This window comes from Gemmatimonadaceae bacterium (assembly GCA_037721215.1).
Taxonomy (GTDB): domain Bacteria; phylum Gemmatimonadota; class Gemmatimonadetes; order Gemmatimonadales; family Gemmatimonadaceae; genus UBA4720.
In genome coordinates this window covers 47,950-68,184 of the sequence record JBBJNV010000010.1, presented here as the reverse complement: position 1 = coordinate 68,184, position 20,235 = coordinate 47,950, and the positions used below count along the sequence as shown (strand labels likewise).

The 20,235-nt window shown below is 61.7% G+C and carries 20 protein-coding genes; 17 read left to right on the top strand and 3 right to left on the bottom strand.

Annotated elements, in window-relative coordinates; genetic code table 11:
- The first annotated feature begins 1 nt into the window (after position 1).
- The 15 genes from WKF55_06920 (at position 2) to WKF55_06850 (ending at position 15,093) form a co-directional block, all read left to right on the top strand.
- Positions 2-793 carry an SDR family oxidoreductase gene (locus WKF55_06920; GenBank protein ID MEJ7759309.1) on the top strand — a complete coding sequence of 264 codons (792 nt, stop codon included), beginning with the start codon at positions 2-4 and terminating at the stop codon, positions 791-793.
- A gap of 164 nt (positions 794-957) precedes the next feature.
- Entirely contained in the window at positions 958-2,817 is a 1,860-nt protein-coding gene (locus WKF55_06915) for an EAL domain-containing protein (GenBank protein MEJ7759308.1), read from the top strand.
- Between the two features lie 28 nt (positions 2,818-2,845).
- The gene (locus WKF55_06910) at positions 2,846-3,265 is read left to right on the top strand and encodes a GspH/FimT family pseudopilin (protein ID MEJ7759307.1); all 420 of its coding nucleotides are present in this window, start codon (positions 2,846-2,848) and stop codon (positions 3,263-3,265) included.
- Complete coding sequence (locus WKF55_06905; protein MEJ7759306.1) at positions 3,262-3,585, top strand: hypothetical protein; 324 nt, start codon at positions 3,262-3,264, stop codon at positions 3,583-3,585. Before WKF55_06910 ends, WKF55_06905 begins: the two co-directional genes overlap by 4 nt.
- Positions 3,582-4,181, top strand: a complete 600-nt coding sequence (locus WKF55_06900) for a prepilin-type N-terminal cleavage/methylation domain-containing protein (protein ID MEJ7759305.1) — start codon at positions 3,582-3,584, stop codon at positions 4,179-4,181. The genes WKF55_06905 and WKF55_06900 overlap by 4 nt, the downstream gene beginning before the upstream one ends.
- Entirely contained in the window at positions 4,168-4,980 is an 813-nt protein-coding gene (locus WKF55_06895; protein ID MEJ7759304.1) for a hypothetical protein, read from the top strand. The genes WKF55_06900 and WKF55_06895 overlap by 14 nt, the downstream gene beginning before the upstream one ends.
- Positions 4,977-6,137 carry a PilN domain-containing protein gene (locus tag WKF55_06890; GenBank protein MEJ7759303.1) on the top strand — a complete coding sequence of 387 codons (1,161 nt, stop codon included), beginning with the start codon at positions 4,977-4,979 and terminating at the stop codon, positions 6,135-6,137. Before WKF55_06895 ends, WKF55_06890 begins: the two co-directional genes overlap by 4 nt.
- The gene (gspM, locus tag WKF55_06885) at positions 6,124-6,687 is read left to right on the top strand and encodes a type II secretion system protein GspM (protein MEJ7759302.1); all 564 of its coding nucleotides are present in this window, start codon (positions 6,124-6,126) and stop codon (positions 6,685-6,687) included. Before WKF55_06890 ends, gspM begins: the two co-directional genes overlap by 14 nt.
- Positions 6,688-6,703: 16 nt before the next feature.
- Positions 6,704-7,228: a hypothetical protein gene (locus WKF55_06880; protein MEJ7759301.1), complete on the top strand. Its 525-nt coding sequence runs from the start codon at positions 6,704-6,706 to the stop codon at positions 7,226-7,228.
- On the top strand, positions 7,225-8,784 hold the full coding sequence (locus WKF55_06875) for a secretin N-terminal domain-containing protein (GenBank protein MEJ7759300.1): 1,560 nt from the start codon (positions 7,225-7,227) through the stop codon (positions 8,782-8,784). The genes WKF55_06880 and WKF55_06875 overlap by 4 nt, the downstream gene beginning before the upstream one ends.
- Positions 8,781-10,286 carry a GspE/PulE family protein gene (locus tag WKF55_06870; GenBank protein ID MEJ7759299.1) on the top strand — a complete coding sequence of 502 codons (1,506 nt, stop codon included), beginning with the start codon at positions 8,781-8,783 and terminating at the stop codon, positions 10,284-10,286. Before WKF55_06875 ends, WKF55_06870 begins: the two co-directional genes overlap by 4 nt.
- Positions 10,283-11,482 (top strand): type II secretion system F family protein, encoded by a 1,200-nt coding sequence (locus WKF55_06865; GenBank protein ID MEJ7759298.1) that lies wholly within the window; start codon positions 10,283-10,285, stop codon positions 11,480-11,482. The genes WKF55_06870 and WKF55_06865 overlap by 4 nt, the downstream gene beginning before the upstream one ends.
- A gap of 102 nt (positions 11,483-11,584) precedes the next feature.
- Positions 11,585-12,043: a type II secretion system major pseudopilin GspG gene (gene gspG, locus WKF55_06860; protein ID MEJ7759297.1), complete on the top strand. Its 459-nt coding sequence runs from the start codon at positions 11,585-11,587 to the stop codon at positions 12,041-12,043.
- Between the two features lie 107 nt (positions 12,044-12,150).
- The gene (locus tag WKF55_06855; protein MEJ7759296.1) at positions 12,151-13,740 is read left to right on the top strand and encodes a DUF1800 domain-containing protein; all 1,590 of its coding nucleotides are present in this window, start codon (positions 12,151-12,153) and stop codon (positions 13,738-13,740) included.
- Positions 13,741-13,803: 63 nt separating this feature from the next.
- A complete protein-coding gene (locus WKF55_06850; GenBank protein ID MEJ7759295.1) occupies positions 13,804-15,093 on the top strand; it encodes a DUF1501 domain-containing protein in 1,290 nt (429 codons plus the stop codon).
- Between the two features lie 79 nt (positions 15,094-15,172).
- Here WKF55_06850 and WKF55_06845 read toward each other — a convergent pair whose 3' ends face one another.
- The gene (locus tag WKF55_06845; GenBank protein ID MEJ7759294.1) at positions 15,173-15,820 is read right to left on the bottom strand and encodes an Ig-like domain-containing protein; all 648 of its coding nucleotides are present in this window, start codon (positions 15,818-15,820) and stop codon (positions 15,173-15,175) included.
- Between the two features lie 221 nt (positions 15,821-16,041).
- On the opposite strand from WKF55_06845, the gene WKF55_06840 reads away from it, so the two are divergent.
- Positions 16,042-16,668, top strand: coding sequence for a hypothetical protein (locus WKF55_06840; GenBank protein ID MEJ7759293.1), 627 nt, complete (start codon positions 16,042-16,044; stop codon positions 16,666-16,668).
- Between the two features lie 264 nt (positions 16,669-16,932).
- On the opposite strand, the gene WKF55_06835 is transcribed toward WKF55_06840, so the two are convergent.
- On the bottom strand, positions 16,933-17,979 hold the full coding sequence (locus tag WKF55_06835) for a ferritin-like domain-containing protein (protein ID MEJ7759292.1): 1,047 nt from the start codon (positions 17,977-17,979) through the stop codon (positions 16,933-16,935).
- Between the two features lie 20 nt (positions 17,980-17,999).
- The gene (locus WKF55_06830; protein MEJ7759291.1) at positions 18,000-18,872 is read right to left on the bottom strand and encodes a ferritin-like domain-containing protein; all 873 of its coding nucleotides are present in this window, start codon (positions 18,870-18,872) and stop codon (positions 18,000-18,002) included.
- A gap of 285 nt (positions 18,873-19,157) precedes the next feature.
- Between WKF55_06830 and WKF55_06825 the strand changes: the two genes are divergently transcribed.
- The gene (locus tag WKF55_06825; protein ID MEJ7759290.1) at positions 19,158-20,216 is read left to right on the top strand and encodes a vWA domain-containing protein; all 1,059 of its coding nucleotides are present in this window, start codon (positions 19,158-19,160) and stop codon (positions 20,214-20,216) included.
- Positions 20,217-20,235: the final 19 nt, after the last annotated feature.

Below are 20,235 nucleotides of genomic sequence, written 5' to 3'. Positions count from 1 at the left end.
GATGGATCTTGGACTAGGCGGTAAGGTCGCTCTGGTTGCGGCGGCGAGCAAAGGCCTCGGTCGGGCGATTGCTGAAGAATTGGGGGGAGAAGGTGTAAACCTCATTCTTTGCGCACGTGGGGAACCGGCTCTTGATGCCACGCGTGACGCCATTGTCAAAATGTCGGGCGTAGATGCCCTTTCCGTAGTAGCGGACGTATCGGTTCCAACGGACGTGACGAGGGTTGTCGACGAGGGGCTGAGAAAGTTTGGCCGCATCGATATTCTCGTGACCAATGCCGGGGGGCCGCCGGGCGGCGTTTTTGAATCGCTCAGCGCAGAAATGTGGGACGCCGCAGTTCGGTTGACGCTGATGAGCGCCGTCAATCTTGCGCGGGGCGTATTGCCCGGCATGAAGGAGCGAAAATGGGGGCGGATCATTAATGTGACGTCGATTGCGGTCAAGCAGCCTGTCAACGGTCTGATGCTCTCGAACAGCGTTCGCTCGGCGGTGACGGGTTTTGCGCGTACCCTGGCAAACGAAGTTGCGCCCCAGGGAATTACCGTCAATAACATTCTGCCGGGTTACACCCGCACCGATCGTGTTGAGGAGCTGGCGACGGCAATCGCCTCGCGCGAAGGCTCGTCGGTCAGTGAAGCGCTCGGCGGCTGGAAAGCCGAGATTCCGATGGGCCGTCTTGGTGAGCCCCGTGAGCTGGCTGCTCTGGCCGCCTTCCTCGCCTCGGAGCGCGCAAGCTACATCACTGGGACGTCAATAGCGGTGGACGGGGGCTGGATAAAGGGTCTTCTATAGGCAAAGATCACATTCATGATGCAATATTCTGAGGTGCTTTGATATTCCCGAATCTGGCACTACATTGGCGGCTCGCTGCATCAAGCTCCGCCTTTCCGCGGACCCTCCCACGGGTTACAGCTGGCAATGAACCCGGACCAGAAAGCAGTGCACCTGCGCCCCCGATGACCGACCCCAAGGGCACGTCGCAACGCCCAGGAACGGATGACCACGACCGGGAGAATTCGGTGGGCATCCGCCCGGAGGCTCCGTATGGTGCCTTCCCCGAAGAGTCGTTTGACAGGGTCGCGCGCCTGGTTGCGGGAGTCATGCATGCTCCGTCCGCGATCGTCTCGATGCTGGACCAGGACCAGCATGTGGTAAAAAGCAGCGTCGGCCTGACGGGCCGGTCGCGCATCTGGAAGAAGGTGCCGCTGGCGCTTCAGTACTCACGACAGGCAGTCGCCACGGGCCGGCTCGTCGCCGCGAGCAATATCGAGATCCAGTTCGGCGGAAGCACAGGTGCGCAGCCTCAGACTCCCGACGGCGTTGCATATGCCGCAGCTCCGATTGTCGCCTCGAACGGTGAAGTGATCGGAACTCTGTGCGCGATTGACTCATCGCCGCACGGATGGACGCACTTGGAGCTCAGTAGTCTGACGGATGTGGCGGCGGCGCTCGTGACCGAACTCGAGCTTCGCAGCGATCTGTCTCTGAAGCGGCAGGCGCAGGAACACCTTCTGTACAGCACGCTTCATGATCCCCTTACCGGCCTACCCAATCGGTCGTTGTTCACCGAGCGGCTGAGGCATGCGATGCGGCGGGTGACGCGGCACCCTGACGATCTTTTTGCGGTGCTGTTCCTGGATCTCGATCGCTTCAAGGAGGTCAATGACACGCTCGGTCATTTCGCGGGCGACGAGCTGCTTCGAGCTGTTGCCCGGCGGCTCGAAGCGTGCCTCCGGCCTGAGGATACGGTCGCCCGCCTCTCCGGTGATGAATTCGCGATTCTTCTTGAAAGTATTGCGGAGCCCAGCGACGCTGGCATCGTGGCCGAGCGCATCGAAGAAGCCCTGTCGTTTCCTGTGAGTCTCGCTGGCGCGGAAGTGGCCACATCCGCCAGCATGGGGATCGTGACGAGCTCGATGGCACACGATCAGCCGGAGCAGCTGCTGCGCAGTGCCGACATGGCGATGTATCGCGCCAAAGCCGCGGGCCGCGCTCGCTACGAAATGTTTGACCGCGCCATGCATACCGACGCTCTGACGCGCGTGCAGCTGGAATCCGACCTCAGACGCGCCGTAGTGCGCCGGGAGTTCCGCCTTTATTACCAGCCACTGGTTTCCCTGCGCACCGGGCGCATTACCGGGCTCGAAGCGCTATTGCGGTGGGACCACCCGGAACGCGGGCTCGTTCCCCCCGCGGAATTCATCGCGATTGCTGAAGAAACCGGACTGATCGTTCCGGTCGGCCGGTGGGTGCTTGCCGAAGCTTGCAGGCAACTGATGGTCTGGCAGGCGATGCGCGTCGATGCTCAGCTTACAATGAGCGTCAATCTGTCAGTGAAGCAATTCTCACAGCCGGATTTGCTGGATCAGATATCCCGGGCCATTGCGCGAAGTGGTGTTGCCGCACACTGCCTCAGGCTCGAGATCACCGAATCTGCTATTATCGACAAGGGGCGATACGCCACCGCCATTCTCGCCGGAATAAAACGCCTCGGCGCGCAGGTTTATCTGGACGATTTCGGTACCGGCTATTCATCGCTGAGTTATCTGCACGGCCTTCCAATCGATGCCATCAAGATTGACCGGTTGTTCGTCAGCAACATGGATATCGACGAGAAGAATTCGCGCCTGGTGCGTACGATTCTTACACTTGCGCGCATTGTGGGAGTCCGTGCCGAGGCAGAAGGTATCAGCACGGCAGAGCAGTTGCGGGAGTTGCGTTCGCTCGATTGCGAGCAGGGTCAGGGATACCTTTTCTCCGCGCCGATTCCCGCCGACGCCGTCGGTGATCTGCTGGCAGCAGACCCCGTCTGGTGACCCTTGGCGGCCGTTGTGTCGCACGTCCGTGAGAGCCATTGCCACACGGCGCCGCGCCGCTTTTACGCTTTTGGAGCTCGTAGTGGTGCTGGCGCTCATGGGTCTCGCGATAGCAATCGTCGCCCCATCGCTTGTGTTGCGCCCCCCGTCACCTGATGAGTCTTTACAGCGCGTAATTACGTCAGCGCGCCGCGCCGCCATGCAGCGCGCGCAAACCGTGAGACTGGACATCGATGCATCGGGTGGCTGGCAGGTGGCGGGAGCGGAGAGGGCAGATGACGAAGTGATCCTGAGCGGCGAACTCGACGCGCCTCCAGACCGCAACGTCCATCTAAGGATTACTCCGCTCGGCCTGTGTCTAACGGAGGCTGACTCCGGCGTTGCTCCGGGCCTTGTGTTCGATCCGCTGACGTGTCTGCCTGGACATCGCGCGGAGAGCCCCAAATGAGTCTTCTTGAAGCGGTTATCGCCCTTGTAATTCTGGGCCTCGCATCGGTTGGATTTCTCGAGCTGTTCCAGACCACGAATCGAAGCACGAGGGATGCCCAGACCTGGGTGACGGCGGTTGCATATGCGGAGGAAGGTGTTGAGGCCGTGAAAGCTGGCCAGAAGGCTCTGGATGCGAGCGCATCGAACCCGGCGCCGGCTGGTTTTTCAAGAAGCATAGAGCTGAAGCCCTGGCCCCGTGGCATGCAGAATGTGGTTGTGACTGTCACGATGCAGGGGGGAGCACAGTTCGTGCTTCACCGGCTCATTGACGCGCAATGAGCAACCAGCGGGGTTTTACGCTAATCGAGGTGACGATCGCCATGGTGGTAAGCGGGGTCGTGGCGTTGCTTGCCTACGGTTCACTGCAGGCGGGGCTGGACGCCGGTGGTCGCATTCAGATGCATCGTCAGGACGTGGAGTCGCTGGCATTGCTGCGCAGCATCGTGGTGGACGCATTGCGGCATCCCGCATCCGCGTCCGCGCCTGTTGCTTCGTCGTTTTTGCTCTCGCGGGGTGAGGGCAGTGGTCTTAATGACGATCGCCTTCAGTTCGTCTCACGAGGCGTGTCTCCTCCTTATGGTGCCGGCGCGCTATGGAACGTCGTGCTCGAGCCGACGCCAGACGGATTACGGTTTTCGGCTTCTCCACTGGAGGCGACGCCAGAACTTCCGATAGTCTCCGTCGTGGCGGCGATCAGGGGAATGCGCGTTCGGGTAATGGCACCGGTTTCGAACTTCGAGTGGATCGGAACGTGGGAAGCGGGCAGCCGGGTGCCCCATGCAGTCGAGCTGCGTTTTTTCGACCGGGACAACCGCGAGATCGGCGCCCCCACGGTGGTTGTAACCTCAATGGAAACGGGCAATGAAGGCGGCTGAGCGACGGGGAGTGGCGCTGATGCTCGTGCTCTGGTTGATCGTGGTACTTGGCATGATCGCCGGAGGGGTCGCGAGTGCTGCGCGCTCGGCGACAGGGACCGCAACGAACCTGCGTGCGCGAGCCGCGGGCCGGTATGCGGCTGAAAGCGGTATCGTGTTCGCATCCCGGACATTGCGCTCCGATCTCCAGTCTTTTTCCGATGCCGAAGGCCGTCAGACCTTCCTCAACAATCTTCAGGCACTGGGCTCCGCAACCGGGGAGGTGGCGTTGGGCGGAGCGCGTTTTCACCTGACCTATGTCGATGTCAACTCACGGCTTGACGTTAACGCGGCGAGTGAAGCGCAGTTGACGCGATTCTTCCTGTTTTTCGTCGGCCCCGGTGAAGCTGCGGCAGCTGCGGCGGGTATCCGGGAGTGGGTTGGCGGCGATGAGTATGGCGCAGATGCCTCCCGGCGGTACACCACTTCGCGCACGGATCTCTCCTTTCCACAGATGCCTGTGTCGCGCCCTCTCAGAACGCTGGAGACGCTTCGCACGATAAGGGGCGTACCGGAACGGCTCGCATTCGCTGCAGCACCATATCTTACCGTCGATGGCGACGGACGTATCAACCGCATGACGGCGTCGGACACAGTTCTCGCTGCCGCGGCCGGCAGCCTCCAGAACGAACCATCCCGAATCATGATTGTCGCTCGCGGGTGGCTGGCTGGGCATCCCCTGACTCACGAAATTCAGGCAGTATATGCAATCGAAGGCAACTCGGCGGTGCTGGTACGCTGGCGCGAGCGGGACCTGTGAGCAGACGCGTCGGTCTCGAACTGACGGGCGACCGGGTGCGCGCGGTGACCGTGAGCCGCTGGCTGAGCGCTCCGTTCGAGAGCTTCGAGCTCCGGTGGGATCCGACTGCACCAGCCGATGGCGTCGCCATCCTTCGTCAGCACCTTGGCAATATCTCCGGGATCGCGCTGTCTGTGGGCATTGAGTTTCTGCACGTGAAGCATGTAAAACTTCCGCCCGTATCCACGATGGAAAGGCGAAACATTCTGACGCTGGAACCCGATCGTTTCTTTCCGATCGAGAGCGGCGAAGTGGTGGTGTCGGTCAGTGGTGGTTCGGATATTGTCTTTGCCGCTGATGCACGACTGGTTGAATCGTGGGTCACCGCGTTCGAGCGATGGGCTCCTGTCGATACCGTCGAGGCAAGCCCGGTATCGCTTGCCCGCGCCCTGCGGCGAGGAGGCGTGCGTGATGGAACGTTCCAGCTGCCTGCAGCAGCCGACGAGCGCGCGACCGCGGAGCTGCGTGGGGGTGCGCTCGTGTCGGCGCGGCGCATTGGAAGCGGACCTGCGGAGGGTCAGCAACAAAATCCTCCGGCGATTCGCGGCGTCGCGCCCGAGTTCGCTTCGGCGTTCGGGGCCGTTCTTGGCGCCGATGACTCCCCCGACCAGATGCTCGTGTCCAATTCCGGCCATGCGAGAATCAGCCGGCGCCGGATGGCCGGCGTCACTCGCGGGGCGCTGAACTTCGCGCTGGCTGTTGCATTTGTGCTTGCAGCGCTCGACCGTTCGCGATCGCGACAGCTTGCCGCCGTGGAGCAGGAAATCGCGATGGTCACGCCACGCGCCGCGAAGGGGGCATCGCTGCAGACCAGACTCGCGTCGCTGAATGTCGAGCTGGCCGCTACTCGAAGTGTGACCGCGGCAAGGGTCAGCCCCGTCATTGTTCTTGCGGCACTTAGCCGCCGTCTCCCCGCTGGTGCGACAGTGATGAGTGTGCGGGCGGACGGACTCGTGTGGCAGATCGAGGGCACGGCGCGAGATGCAGGTGCATTGATACCGGCACTGGCCGCGGACAAAATCTTCGAGGATGTACGATTCCTTTCGGCGAGCTCGAGATTCCGAGAGGGCAACAGGAGCTACGAAACGTTCTCGATTGCCCTGCGTGCCGTACCTTGATTTGACCGCGCGTGAGCGACGAACCGTAATCGCCGGTGTCGTTGTGAGCGCACTCGCGCTGCTCATCGCGTTTGGGGTGCTGCCACTGGCGCGGCGGTGGTCGCAACGCGAGGCGCTGATCGCATCGAGCGTCGGGCAACTGAACAGACTGCGGTCACTGGTCGATCGTGAAGACGAGCTTCTCAGTCTGCTGGCGACGCGTGAGCAATCATCGGCGGGTGCTCGCAGCATCGTCACGGGCCGTACTGCGGCGTTAGCGGCTGCGTCGCTTCAATCCGCGGTTCAGGGTTATGCTCTCCGGTCACGCGTTTCAGTGAACCGGCTCGATGTCGCCGGGGCGCCGGATACCACCGGTACGATTCTGCCGATGATTCCAGCGTCTCTTTCGGCGGTCGGTGACGTGCACGGCGTGTCGGAATTCCTTTCGTTGCTCGAAACAGGAACACCGGTCGTGGAGATCAGGGAGATGACGATCGTTTCAAATTCCTCTCTCCGCGATGGTCTGCTCCAGCTCTCCCTCACGCTGCGCGCGCCATCGGTGATCGAATGAGCGACGGGCGATGAGGATGCGGAGAATCGAGTTAGTACTGACCGTGCTCACCGCTGCGCTGGCTGCGACGGGAGTAGGCCTCTGGATCTGGCAGCCACCGTTGCCGGCAGCCGCGAAAGCTCCCGATTTGGTTTCGCCTGCGCCCGGACCGCGATCCGTGTCAGTCGTTCCCAGTGTGGTCGAGAACAGAGTCATCGTCGATGCGAACATTTTCTCATCCACTCGCGCGGCGCCGCGCGTGCGCTATACTCCCCCCGGCGCAGGCGACGAGCGGGATGTGGCGTCGATGAGCGAAGCCGCCAATGCTGCGATGATTGTCGAAACCCCGTTGCCACAGGTATTCGGAACGATGACCGGGCCTGGCGGGTCCACCGCTCTGATTCAGTCCGATTCGGCCGGTGCAAGCGGAAGACTCTATCGCGAGGGTGACCAGGTGGGACAGTATCGCATCATTCGGATTACCGGCGGCTCCGTCGTCGTGCGCGGGCCATCGGGTCGTCACGAGCTGAAGATCCAATCCAGAGAGGCTCCCGGAAGATGACCCGTCGTCGCCTGTCGAGACTGGGCATTGCGTTTGCCGCAGGGTTCTGGTGCCTGCCGGTCGCCAGGATGCACGCGCAAACGCCGGTCCGCCCACAGGGAACGGCACTCAACTTTGTCGACGCAAGACTCTCCGACGTCATCCGGTCGCTTGCGCTGACCCTAGGTCTCAATGTGGTGATGAGCGACGTGCCTGACAAACGCATCACGTTTACCACTGCCGCCCCGGTTCGTGGCGAGGACGTCAGAGCGATTCTCGAATCCATTCTCGAGAGCCACGACATGACGCTCATTCAGAAGGGCGCTGTGGCGCAGGTGATGCCACTCGATCGCGCCCCCGCGCAGGCACTCAACACCTACGTCATCGCGCTCAAGTACGCTGCCGCCGATGATCTGGCCGCGGCACTCGGCAAGGTTTATGGGTCGGCGGTGACATCGTCGGCAACTCAATCTCTCGACGACCGGAGCCTCTCCAGAAACCTCGACGCCTTCCGCCAGCGTGAAGCTGAAGCGTTCCAGATGAGGCGCGACATTCCCATCACTCCTCCAGCCGTACCGACGCCAGCGATTTCCTCGCCGGCAGATGTCACCGACCAGTTGGGTCGCGCAGGCACGAGCGGAAATCTGGTGGGCCGCACGACGATTGTGGCAAGCCTTCCGACCAACTCGCTGATCATTCGCACCGTTCCGCCTAATCTTCCACTGATTCGCGAGACCATCGAAGCTCTCGACAAACGTCCACCGCAGGTGCTGCTGGAAGTGCTTGTCGCCGAGATAGCGCTCGGGCGATCGCAGCAGTTTGGAGTGGACTGGTCGTTTCTGTCCGGCACAACCTCGACGCGAAGTGGAACACCGCTTGCGCCCGACACGGCATCGGTTATCGACGACTTCGTTTTCCGCGTGGTGTCGCTCGACCGCTACCGGCTTCGCGCAGTTTTGCGGGCGCTAGCGGCCCGCTTCAATGTGAGGATTCTATCGACTCCAGAGATCCTCGCGACGAACAACCGCGAGGCGCATATCCTGGTTGGAAGCAAAGTCCCATTCGTGGTTTCGACGCGGCTGGGCAACGACATCGCGATCGATCGGACCGTGCAGTTTCAGGACGTCGGCACGAACCTGACGATAATTCCCACAATCAACCAGGATGATTACGTCAGCGTTCAGATTCTGCAGGAAGTGAGTACGCTCACGTCACAGACCATCCCGTCGGCGCTGAACGCACCCGTGATTTCGACTCGAGAGGCCTCCACACGCGCGACGATCCGTGATGGGCAGACGGTGGTGATCGGCGGGCTGATCGGTGATTCCGACGAGTATTCGGATAGCGGCATACCGTTTCTCAAGGACATTCCGATCATTGGCAACCTGTTCAAGCGGCAGACGCGCAGCCGCAATCGGACCGAGCTCGCAATCTTCGTCACCCCGCACATCATTCGCACCGACGAAACCGCCGACCAGGTTCGCGAGCGCGTCCGGCGCAGGATGGAGCTGCAGGCCCCCGGTATTTTTTCCGACAGCCTTCAGCGCCCGATTCCACCGGTGCGCCGCGCGCCGTGACCACAGGCAGCCGCGATCTCCGCGAGGCAGCCGGGGGTCCGCTCGCATCGCGGCTTTCGCCACGCTATCTCGAAGAGCATTGCCTGATCCCGCTTGGCATCGATCCTGACGGCACCCTCGCGACCGCGATCGGCGGTCCGATCGACTCAGGGGTGGAGGATGAGTTGTCACGCGTCTTTCAGCGCAAGCTGCGTCTTGTGGATGTTCCTGCCGGCGAGATCATCGCAGCTATCATGTCGGCACGCCGAACGGTGCAGGCGGAACCGATCACCGCGGCGGGAAACGCGTCTGACGCCGCAGAGCTCGCTCTCGACGACCTTCAGGCCCTGGCGAACCAGGCACCAGTGATCAAACTCGTGAATGTTCTGCTGCTCGACGCTCTGCGGCTCGGCGCAAGCGACATTCACGTTGAATCCCTCGCCAGCGGACTCCGGGTCAGGTATCGGCTCGACGGAGTTCTGCGCGAGGTGTCGCAGCTTGCAGATCAGTACCGCGCGGCTGTCGTGAGCCGGATAAAAATCATGGCGGGCCTCAACATCGCCGAACGGCGGCTTGCGCAGGATGGTCGCGCGCGTCTCAAGCTTGCCGACAGGGAAGTGGACCTCCGGGTGTCGACACTGCCGGCGCTTCATGGCGAGAGCGTGGTTCTCAGGATACTCGACCACGCGGGGCATGGACGCGGCCTGGCAGAATTGGGAATGCCTTCTGATGTGCAGCAGCGATTCAGCGCCATCGTGCGAAGAACGAACGGGATCGTGCTCGTCACGGGACCGACAGGCTCAGGCAAGACGACTACACTCTACGCGGCTCTGTCGGAAGTGAACACGGCCGGTGTCAAGATCGTCACTGTCGAAGAGCCGGTTGAATACCAGATCGACGGCGTGATTCAGATCCCGGTGAATCCAAAAGCGGGATTCAACTTCGACGGGGCGCTTCGCTCCATTCTCCGGCATGACCCGGATATCATCATGGTGGGCGAGATGCGGGACCGTGCAACGGCGGAGATCGCGATTCAGGCGGCGCTTACGGGGCATCTCGTCCTGTCGACGCTTCATACCAACGACGCGGCAAGCGCGATCACGCGCCTCGTCGACATGGGTATCGAGCCATATCTCGTAGCGGCAACTGTTCAGGGCATAATTGCGCAGCGGCTGGTGCGGCTGCTTTGCGATGCATGTGCAGAGCAGTATCAGCCAGCAGCCAGTGAGCTTGCCGGAGCCCCGGCATCCGGCGGGCCGGCTGATGAATATCGCCGCGCAAAAGGCTGCGATGAATGTTCGTCAAGCGGATACCGGGGCCGTGTTGGCATTTACGAGATGCTGCAGATTACCGATGAGCACCGGTCGCTGATTGCGAGAGGTGCTCCTCTGGACGCGCTGCGGAAGCTCGCGCGGCGCAATGGGACGGAATCTCTGCAGGCGGCTGGCTGGAGAGTGGTACGGTCGGGTGCCACTACTGTCGCTGAGCTGATGAGAGTCGTAAACGAAGAAGAAGCGGCTTGAGCTCCAGCTTTCGCTATCGTGCCGCGGGCGCGGACGGACGGGTTGTCGAAGGGCGGCTGCAGGCCGGCTCGCGACGGTCGGCAATCGAGGACCTGAGGCGCCAGCAGCTGTTCCCTGTGGACGTGGTCGAAGTGGAGACGACACGTGCGGGTTCGCGCGGTGGGTCGCTGAGCCTCGATGCGGCGCTCGCTGTCTGGACGCGCACGATTGCGACGATGCTGACCGCTGGCGTCACACTCGAGCGCGCGTTGTCGTTCTCGTCGGCGGATGCCGGCAACGCCCTGCTGTCGGCCGCAACTGCAGCGGTTCGGCGTGATGTCGAGGGAGGATTATCGCTGTCCGGCGCAATGCGGCGCCATCCGCGCGTATTCAGCGCGCTCTACACTGCGATGACTACGGCGGGAGAGGAAAGCGGTGCGCTAGACCGGGTACTGTCGCGGCTCGCCGACCATCTCGACGAGACCGCGGAGCTACGGGCGAGGCTTCGTTCGGCGTTGCTCTACCCGGCGCTGATGGCGGTCGTCGCCGGAATCGGCATCATCGTCATTCTCATGTTCGTCGTGCCCAGGTTCGTGGCGATGGTGAGTGACGTAGGCGGTTCGCTTCCGTTGTCGACGCGTTTGCTCGTTGGAATGAGTGGGCTGGTGCTGCGATGGTGGTGGGTGTGGATGCCACTGATCCTTGGTGCGGTATGGGCAGTAAGACGATGGGCTGCAAATCCTGTGAATAGAGGGCGATGGCACGCCGCACGCCTGGCGATTCCAGTTATCGGCGAACTCGAGCGAAGCCACACGACGGCCCGTTTCACGCGAACTCTTGGTTTACTGCTGAAAAGCGGTATCGGGATTCTCCCGGCGCTCAGGATTGCGCGGTCGGCAGTCGCGAATATCGAAGTCGGCGATGCGATTGCCCGTGCGACCGATGGCGTGAGTCAGGGAAAGCGGCTCTCGTCAGAGCTGATCGGAGTGTTGCCGCCGCTCGCCAATCAACTAGTCTCCGTTGGCGAGGAAAGCGGCCAGCTCGATGAGCTGTGCCTGCGTGCGGCCGACCACTACGACCGGGAAGTGTCCCGGAAGCTGCGCACGCTGATCGGCCTCGTCGAACCAGCGCTTATCCTTCTTTTTGGATTACTGGTTGGTTTTGTTGCACTGGCGATGCTGCAGGCCATCTACAGTGTCAACGCCAGCATTGCTTAGGGAGAAAGCCGACATATGGTATGTAAGCCGTTGTTGCCCATGAGGAGGTCACCTCCGGGCTCGAGGCCGCAACCGCGGCGATGTGCTCCCGCCCGTATCGTCATGCACCAGAACGTGGGATATGCGTTCCGGTTCGGACGCCCTCGCAATGGGCTAACCTTGATCGAGCTGATTGTCGTTCTCATCGTCATTGGCCTGCTCGCCGGGCTGGTCGCGCCGCAGATACTGGGGCGTGTTTCCGAGGCCCGCAGCACTACCGCCAAGGCCCAGATCGAACTGCTCGGCGTCGCACTGGAGAACTATCGTCTCGACAATGGCACTTATCCATCTACTGCGCAGGGGTTGGCTGCGCTGAGGGTCAAACCTGCGGGCTCGCCGGTACCCATGAGCTGGCGGGGGCCATATGTAAGGAAAACAATTCCCGCTGATCCATGGGGCAGGGCGTATATATATGAGAGCCCAGGCCGCGTGGATCGTCAGGGCTTCGATCTTGCGACTCTTGGACGGGACGGGAAGCCCGGCGGAGAAGATGAGGATGCAGATTATGGCAATGGCAGGTAACATCGGGCATTGCGCAACGTCTAACCGGAAAGAACATTTGTTGTCTGGAGTGCCCGGATTGTCGCGTTGAGTGTCGTTCTCTAGTTCCGCCTGGTCGGAGGAGTCGCATGAGTCAGTCGTCCGTTGAGCTGGAGCCGCCGCCGACTGTCACCGAGGTGACAGCTGGGCCAATCGCACCACCGACCCGTATTGCGGGTGGCACCACGAGGCGGAATTTTTTCCGCGCGGGCGCGGCCGCCGTTGCAGTGGGGTCCGCCGGCGCACTCGCCATCGTTCCTCGATCGGGTCCGCGGCGTCCCCCTGGCGATCCAATGTTGCCGACCCCGGCACCGGTGGAGCCGCCCGCGACGAGCGGAGAAACGTGGGGTAGTCGCGAAGTTCGCCTTGCGCGACGCGTCACCATGGGGCTCACCCCGGAGGAAGTACAGCTGGCCCGTACGAAAGGGTTCAGCGGCTACCTCGATTATCATTTGAACTACACCGCGATCGACGACGCGGCGGCGCAGGCGTTTGTCGCGACCACATATCCTCAACTGGTGATGACAGGGGCCGAGCTATATGCGCTTGACGCCACCGCCGTCCTTCGCCAGCTCCAAGAGGCGACGCTTTTCAGAGCGGCCTTCTCAAAACGGCAGCTTTACGAACGGATGGTCGAGTTCTGGACTGACCACTTCAGCATCAGCATGCGCGACGTGGGCTATCTCAAGACGCTCGACGACCGTGACGTCATTCGGAAGCACGCTCTCGGCAATTTCCCGGACATGGTGCGAGCCAGTGCGCGCAGTACGGCGATGCTCGTTTATCTCGACAACAACACCAGTCGTGTCGGAAGGATCAACGAGAACTACGCCCGCGAGCTGATGGAGCTGCACACGCTTGGCGTCGACGGCGGGTACACTCAGGCGGACGTCGTCGCCGTCGCGCGCGCCTTCACGGGATGGACCATAGCCGGTCGTGGGGACTTCCGATTCGATGCGACCGGACATGATTACACCGCCAAGACATTCCTCGGCCAGACGATTCCCGCTGCGCCCGGCACTGGTGCCGCAGGCATCGGCGACGGCGACAAGGTCATCGACTTCCTGGTGAAGCACCCGAATACGGCTAAGTACGTTTCGTCGAAAATGATTCGCTGGCTGCTGCAGTACGACCCGCCGGCTGCCCTGGTCGACAAGGTCGCGGCGGTATATCTGCAGACGGATGGCAACATCCCCTCGATGATCCGGGCGATTCTCACGCCGGATAGCATTGCTGCGGCTCCCCCGAAGCACAAACGGCCTTTCCACTTTGTAGCCTCTGCGCTCCGGGGCGTCAATCCAACAGTGAAGGGCGTTGCCGGCATTGCCAACTCGCGGCTTTCCCTCGTCGGACAGCAGTCGTTTGTCTGGGAGACACCGGACGGTTATCCGGACAACGTGCAGTTCTGGTCGGGTCTGGTGATGAACCGCTGGAACTTCGGCGACTATCTCACTGCGCTGACGACAGGCGACGTCATCGTTGACATCGCTCCCTTCCGCCTTGTGGATACTCCAGACGGGATCACTGCCTCGATCAACAACGCAATGTTTGGTGGCGAGATGCCCACGAAGACTCGTGACGCAATCAAGAGCTATCTCGGCGCGACCGCGCTTTCCAGCACACGCGTGCGCGAAGCTCTTGCTCTGGCCATCAATTCGACAACGTTCCAGTGGTATTAGTTACGGCGAAGGGAGCTCGCGCGGTTTCGTGCGCTCCCGCTCCGCACTTACAAGGAGTTCGCGATGCATGAGTCCGACAACAATGCCTGCACCGAGTACAACGAGCTGTCCCGGCGGCAGTTCGTAACCTGGTCAGCAGGCGCGGCCCTGCTCGCGACGTTCGTTCCGCCCTGGCTCCCCAAGGTGGTTCTGGCCGAATCATACGCGGCCAACCGGGACGTGATCATTTCGATCTTTATGCGGGGCGGGGCCGATGGACTCACACTTTGCGCGCCGTTCGCCGATCCGGAGTACTACACCGGCCGGCCGACAATTGCAATTCCGCGGCCTGACAGCAGCAGCGCGAACAAGGGCATAGCGCTCGACGACAGATTCGCCTTTCCGCAGGCGATGTCCGCGTTAGTGGAATCGTTCACTGCCAAGGACCTCCTGGTGGTCCACGGAACGGGATCAGTGGATTCATCCCGATCGCACTTCGACCAGCAGCACTTCATAGAAGTCGGGAAGCCGCGTGACCCGACGATCGTAACCGGCTGGCTGGGACGCCATCTGGCAAGTACGACGCCGATGCGTACCAATGCGCCGTTGCGGGCGCTGGGCATCGCCAACGGTCTCGCTCAGACCCTCATTGGTGCACCGCAGGCGCTGCCCATTCCGAGCCCCGCCAACTTCGGGCTCGTCGGCAACCCTGCAACACGCCAGGAACGCACCGACTGGCTCAAGAACGACTATTTGGGAACGATCGACCCTGTCAGATCGGCCGCAATCGATACTTCGGCGACAATGGATCTGCTGAAGACAATCAACTTCGCCGGCTACGCCCCGGCAAACGGTGCGGTATACCCTACCGGGTCATTCGGCGCGAGCCTCAGGTCCGCGGCAGCGCTGATCAAGGCCGACATTGGCGTAGAAGCAATCCAGGTCGATGTTGGTGGGTGGGACACCCATTCGACTCAAGCGCCCCTCACCGGCAGCATGTTCAACACCATGACAGGATTTGCAGGGGCGCTTGGCGCGCTCTACAAGGATCTGATCGCGGTGGGAGCTCACTCTGTCACGGTGGTGGTGGTCTCCGAGTTCGGTCGTAACGTGCGGGAGAATGGCAGCATGGGCACCGACCACGGTCGGGGCAACTGCATGTTCGTCATGGGTAAGAACATCGCTGGCGGAAAAGTGATGACGCGGAACTGGACGAGCCTTGCCCGCGAGAATCTCGAGAGCGGGAACGATCTCAAGGTCACCATCGATCACCGGGACATTCTTGCCGAGATCGTGAAGAACCGGCTGACGAACGACAAGCTGTCGTTTGTGTTCCCTGATTTCGTTCCGACTATGCGAGGAGCAACAGAGTAAGAGGGTTATTCGCGATTACAGCGCTGCGGATGGAGCCGGTGAAGCAGTGCGCGATGCCAGTGGGCCTTTACTCGTACCATTACTGTGCGACAGTAACCTGCCCCGACATCCCCGGGTGAATCAGACAATCGTACGGAAAGACCCCCACGACATTAAAGGTACGACTGACGACGGCGAGGCGAGTCACAGGAATGTTTGCGGGCACTCCTGCCTGGGCCTTGAACGTCACGTCATGCTGAACTGACGGAAAATCGAAGCTCACTGATCCGGTTCGGCGGATGGTCACAGCGAACGGGCTGAACGAATTGCCCGGCATCGAAACCGTCGTGGCAAATGGAATACCGCTGTCGTTGATGGTCAGGCCGGCGCTGCCCGCAACGGTGCCAATGCTGGCGGTGACAGTCGCCGAGCCAGCGGCTTTCGCCGTGACAAGACCGGTTGCGCTGACCGAAGCGACACTCTGCGGGGAGACAGACCAGGTGATCGCCGCTCCGCTGACCGGGTTGCCGTTCGAGCTTCGCGGTACGGCTGTGAACTGCACTTGCTGTCCGATCTCAAAAGTTGTTGTTGCCCCGGTTACCGAAATGCTGGCAACCGGGAGTGGGCCCACCGGACCGCCGGAGTCACCACTGCACGACATGATTGCCGTGCCAGAGAGCGTCAGCAATACAAGCCGCAACGAGCGACGCACGGGTTTTCGGCTGCTTATCGACTTTGCGTTTGTCATCTGATCTCAGCTCTATTGAATGTTTGCGTGACAATCACGTTGTTAGACGTGACATCGGGGTGACCGTTTGCCCTGACGATTGTCTGCTGCACTGAGTCGAAAGCCAGGTACTGAACCCAATGCAAAGGATGCATTCCATCTCCGGTGGCCCGCGTGCGTGTGCTCGATTTAATTAAATGCATGCACTATCTCTTGCTGCGGATATATCCATAGTACCCCGAGTGCCAGTCTGGGCGGTAGTGGCCGCTATCCTCGCTGCCGGCTGCGTGCCGGCGCGACCGGCCCCAAACGTCGTGCCCGCCGCAGGTGCAGCGACTACCGCCGACGAAGCTGCCACGGGCGCTGCTGCTCCTGGCGGCTCGGCGGAAGGCGAAGCTCTTTCGCCGGCCCCCGATAGCCTCTTCACGCCAGTACCCCTGGACGCGGCGATGATGCTCGGGTGTGTCGGGGTGAATCCGGAAGCTTCGTCGCCTGTCTGCGAAACGGCGGCGCCGTCGGCAGAGGAATTCGAGGCGTTCAATGCCGAAGCCGGCCGTCTTCAGGGCCACGCGAGATCCGAGTGCAGGCTGCTGGGCGATGCTGTCCGCGCCATCCTGCCGCGTGTGCGAATGTATCGAAAGGCTCTCATCAAACGTATTGGAGCCCATAGATATTACGGTGTTGGCCATGCATACGAGATCGATGACGTCTGGCTGGTGCGCGTGGCTCGACGACTCGACGACCTCAACGGGCGAACGCTTGCCGAGCTGAACCGGACGCTTCGGCACGAGGCGTCGCATACCATCGGAGCGACCGAAGAACAGGGTCCTGGATGGACGGCCGAACAGTACGCCGCTAATTGCTCGTAAAACCCCATGGGCTGCCATTCAGAACAACCGCTTGTTGCGGATGCGGGAATGATTCTGGCGGAATGGCAATTGACTCTTTCGCGAGACAGCTATCAGGATTCGGACAAGCGGGTGTCTGGCCAGCATAGTGGTATCGATCATTCTGACGATCGCCCTCAACCTTCTGCTTCGGGCGTGCTCAGGTTGAACCACGACTGTTGATGACGAAAAAAAGCAGGCGGCCCAGAGAGCCGCCTGCTTTTCATTGCACAACTGCCTGAAAGGCTATGGCAGTCCGCGCGCTGGATCGTTCCTGATGAAACCCTGAACGATGGTTATCACTTCGGCTTTCGTCAGCGCTTCGTCGAAAGCCTGAGTCGCGGCAAGCTGCTGCGCGGCCGCGCCCCCGATCGCCGATGTGCCGCCGACGGTCGCCGCATCCACGATAACTTCCGCCGTACCGTTAAAGATCACATGGCGCGTATTGCTGTCGGGGAACGATACCGGACCCGTGCCGCCGCCGTAAATCAGGTTCAATGCTGCGACAACTTCGGCCGGCGGGTTGGCGATGTTGCCTGCGCCCGCTGCGGCAGCGCCCCCTCCGCGAATGTATCCACTGAACCGCAGCGTAGTGTCGCTCGGGTTGCGCTGGCGGCGGATGCGCCGGATCTTCGAAGCGTGGCGTGCTTCGACTGAATGAATGCGAAGCGCGCTCTCCATCGCAATATCGGCATTCGTGTTGCCTGCAATCAGGAACCGGCCAGCCTGTCCCTTGTACGCGCGAACGCCGGTGTCCTCGAACGCCTGCGTTGCGAGCAGCAGCACATCGAGATTCGTGGTCGCGGACAGAAACGGTCCTGTGCCACTACCGTTACCACCGGTAAAGTCGAAATCCGCGGCGGTAATCGCTGGAGCCGTTCCGCCGAACAGCGGAATCGCCGTTGTCCGCAGGAAGTCCACATGCTGCTGCTCGTGCTTCTGGATCTGCATGAAGGTTTCCCGCGCCGAGGCGGGGATCAGTGCGCGGACAGGTGCGAACGCGTTATTCTGCGCCGCCAGTGCGCTGGTCCCAAGCACTGCCTTGTAAAACTCATTCTCAAGGTGCTCGAGAATGAGCGCGAACTGGAGAGCATCGAGAATGTCCGACGGCGCCTGCGCGAACACGTCGCGGCTCAGCGCGGCCAGCATCACCGGCACGGAGCCCATTGCGAGACCGGTCGCAACCATCGAGCTCACCGACGCGCCTTTTCTAATGGCGTCGCGGCGGGATACAAGCCTTTCGATGATCTCTGGATCGATAGCGTCCAGGATCGGCTGTTGATTCGTTTTCATTTATCAGTACTCCTGAGCGCTTATGGCGTGGGTGTGATGAAGTTGGTTGTCGGCACGCCTTGTGTGGCGGTCGGCTGATTGCTGATGGGCTGCGCTGCGAGCGTGTTGGGCAGAAGGATGTTGGTCGCGGCCGCACGGGCAATGATGTCGCCCGCCTCGAGCTTGATGTCCCGCCCCATGGCGTCGATGGTGTCATCGCTGGCGAACGCTGTGTTTGCGGTGCCGCCCGGCACGGAAATGTCGCGGAGCGCGGCAAGGTGACGTGCTTCAACCGACACGATCTTTCCTGCGAACAGAAGGTTGCGGGCGTCCTGCAGATACTTGCCCGACCCGTTGAGCCCGGACACACCCAGGGTCTCGAACCCTCGCGCGGCGGCGATGATGCTCGCCCTGCTGGCAAGGAACGTGTTCAACGTCGCCGTGTTGATATTGTTCCGCAGGCTGGGAACCGCCTGCGAGCCGAGCCCGGCGCGGACGACTTCAAGGTGAATAATCTCGGCGTCGCGGAGATCGACAAACAATTCCCGCTCCTCGGCCGGAAAGAACGTGTTGAAGTTCGAGCTTGCCACGACGGCGGTGTAGAAGGCCGCTTCGACTTCCTCGAGTACCTGAACCAGACGCAGGAACCCGGCGTCGGTTCTCAGATCGAACGACACTCCGGTGACGGGCGCCGGGCCCCCCGGTGGTGTAGTACCTCCACCTCCAGACCCCGGTCCGCCGGGTTGGATGGGCACGGCGATCGAGTCCCCTTCGCAACTGACGAGCGCAGGCAGCATCGCCGCCGCACTACCCGCACCGATAATCCGGACGAAGCCACGCCGACTGGTCGGCCGTTGCAACCCCGTCTCGATGGTGCCAAGGTCCTTCATGCTGTCCTGTCGAATCTTGGACATAAGCCTACCTCCCTCTGCTAGCCCCCATTGAATAGAGCGATCGGGCTAGCACAGATCGGCCTATTACGATTGATCATCAAGTTGGGGAACGGCAAGAGCCGCGCCAGCGCAGACATTCCCTTCCACATCAGGGAGCGGGCGGGCCAGAGAGGTCGCGGCGCTCACTTGCAATGACGGCAGAAAACGTGCATCTGGTGCGTTCGACCTGGAATTCCACAACTCAATTCCACAACCGGACTCCCGCGGAGCGAATAGATGGCCACCCCAGAAGATACCGAATCCAGAATGCCACCAGAACCGGACATCCCGTCGGCAGATGCGCCCCCTCCGCCGGTACCGGCTGCAGACGGGGCAAGTGGTTCCACCGGCGGCGATAGGTCGTCGGGCGGCGGCGCTATGCCGTCCAACCCTGACAGTGGCGGCATGCCATCTGGCGCTGGCAGTGGCGCGGGCGCCGACGGTGGCGGGGTGCCATCTGGCGCCGATGCTGGCTCCACTCCGATGGCCGAAGGTGATCCCGCGGTTTCCGCTGCTCCACCTGCCTTCGCTTCGGACCCTGCTGTCCCTGAAGGGCTCCAGGGCGAAGCGGCGCCTGCCGCCCCCACTGCAGCGCCACAGACCCGCGAAAAGACCAAAGGGGTCGCCGACGTCGTGTTTCTCATCGACGTCAGCGGAAGCATGGCGCCTATCATCGACGCCTTGCGCAAGAACATCGAAGCGTTCGTGGACTCGCTGAGCTCAGGAGATGCCAACAATGCAGCGCCCGTGCGGGACTGGCGCGGAAAGGTCGTCGGTTACCGCGACATCGAGGCGGCGAGCGGCGAAGGCCTGGAATGGATGGAGGATCATCCCTTCGTCCGCGACGCCGTTGCTCTGAAGGCCCAGCTCTCCAAACTGCAGGCGCAGGGCGGAGGCGACGAACCCGAGTCCCTTTTGGACGCGATCTACAAGGTCTCGACGATGGAAGCGTCGCCGAAGGGCGCTCAGTCGGAAGAAGCGAACAAGTGGCGATACCGCAGCGAGGCCGCCCGTGTCGTGGTGGTCTTCACAGATGCCTCATTCAAGGAGACTATGAGCATTCCCGAGGCGAAAGGCGGCGCGCTGCAGGACGTAGCCAATGTCGTCATGGCCAATCGCATCATTCTCAGCCTTTTTGCGCCCAACTTCGAGGGCTACGACAGACTCAGTCAGATCGACAAGAGCGAGTGGGAAGTGGTCGAGTACGAAGGCCTGAACCCACAGGAGGCGCTGCAGAAATTCACCGCCGATCCGGCGAATTTCCGCACGACTCTCAAACAACTCGCGGCGAGCGTGTCGCGATCAGCTGAAACGCTGGCGCTCTAGGACAGCACCGCTCCGGAGC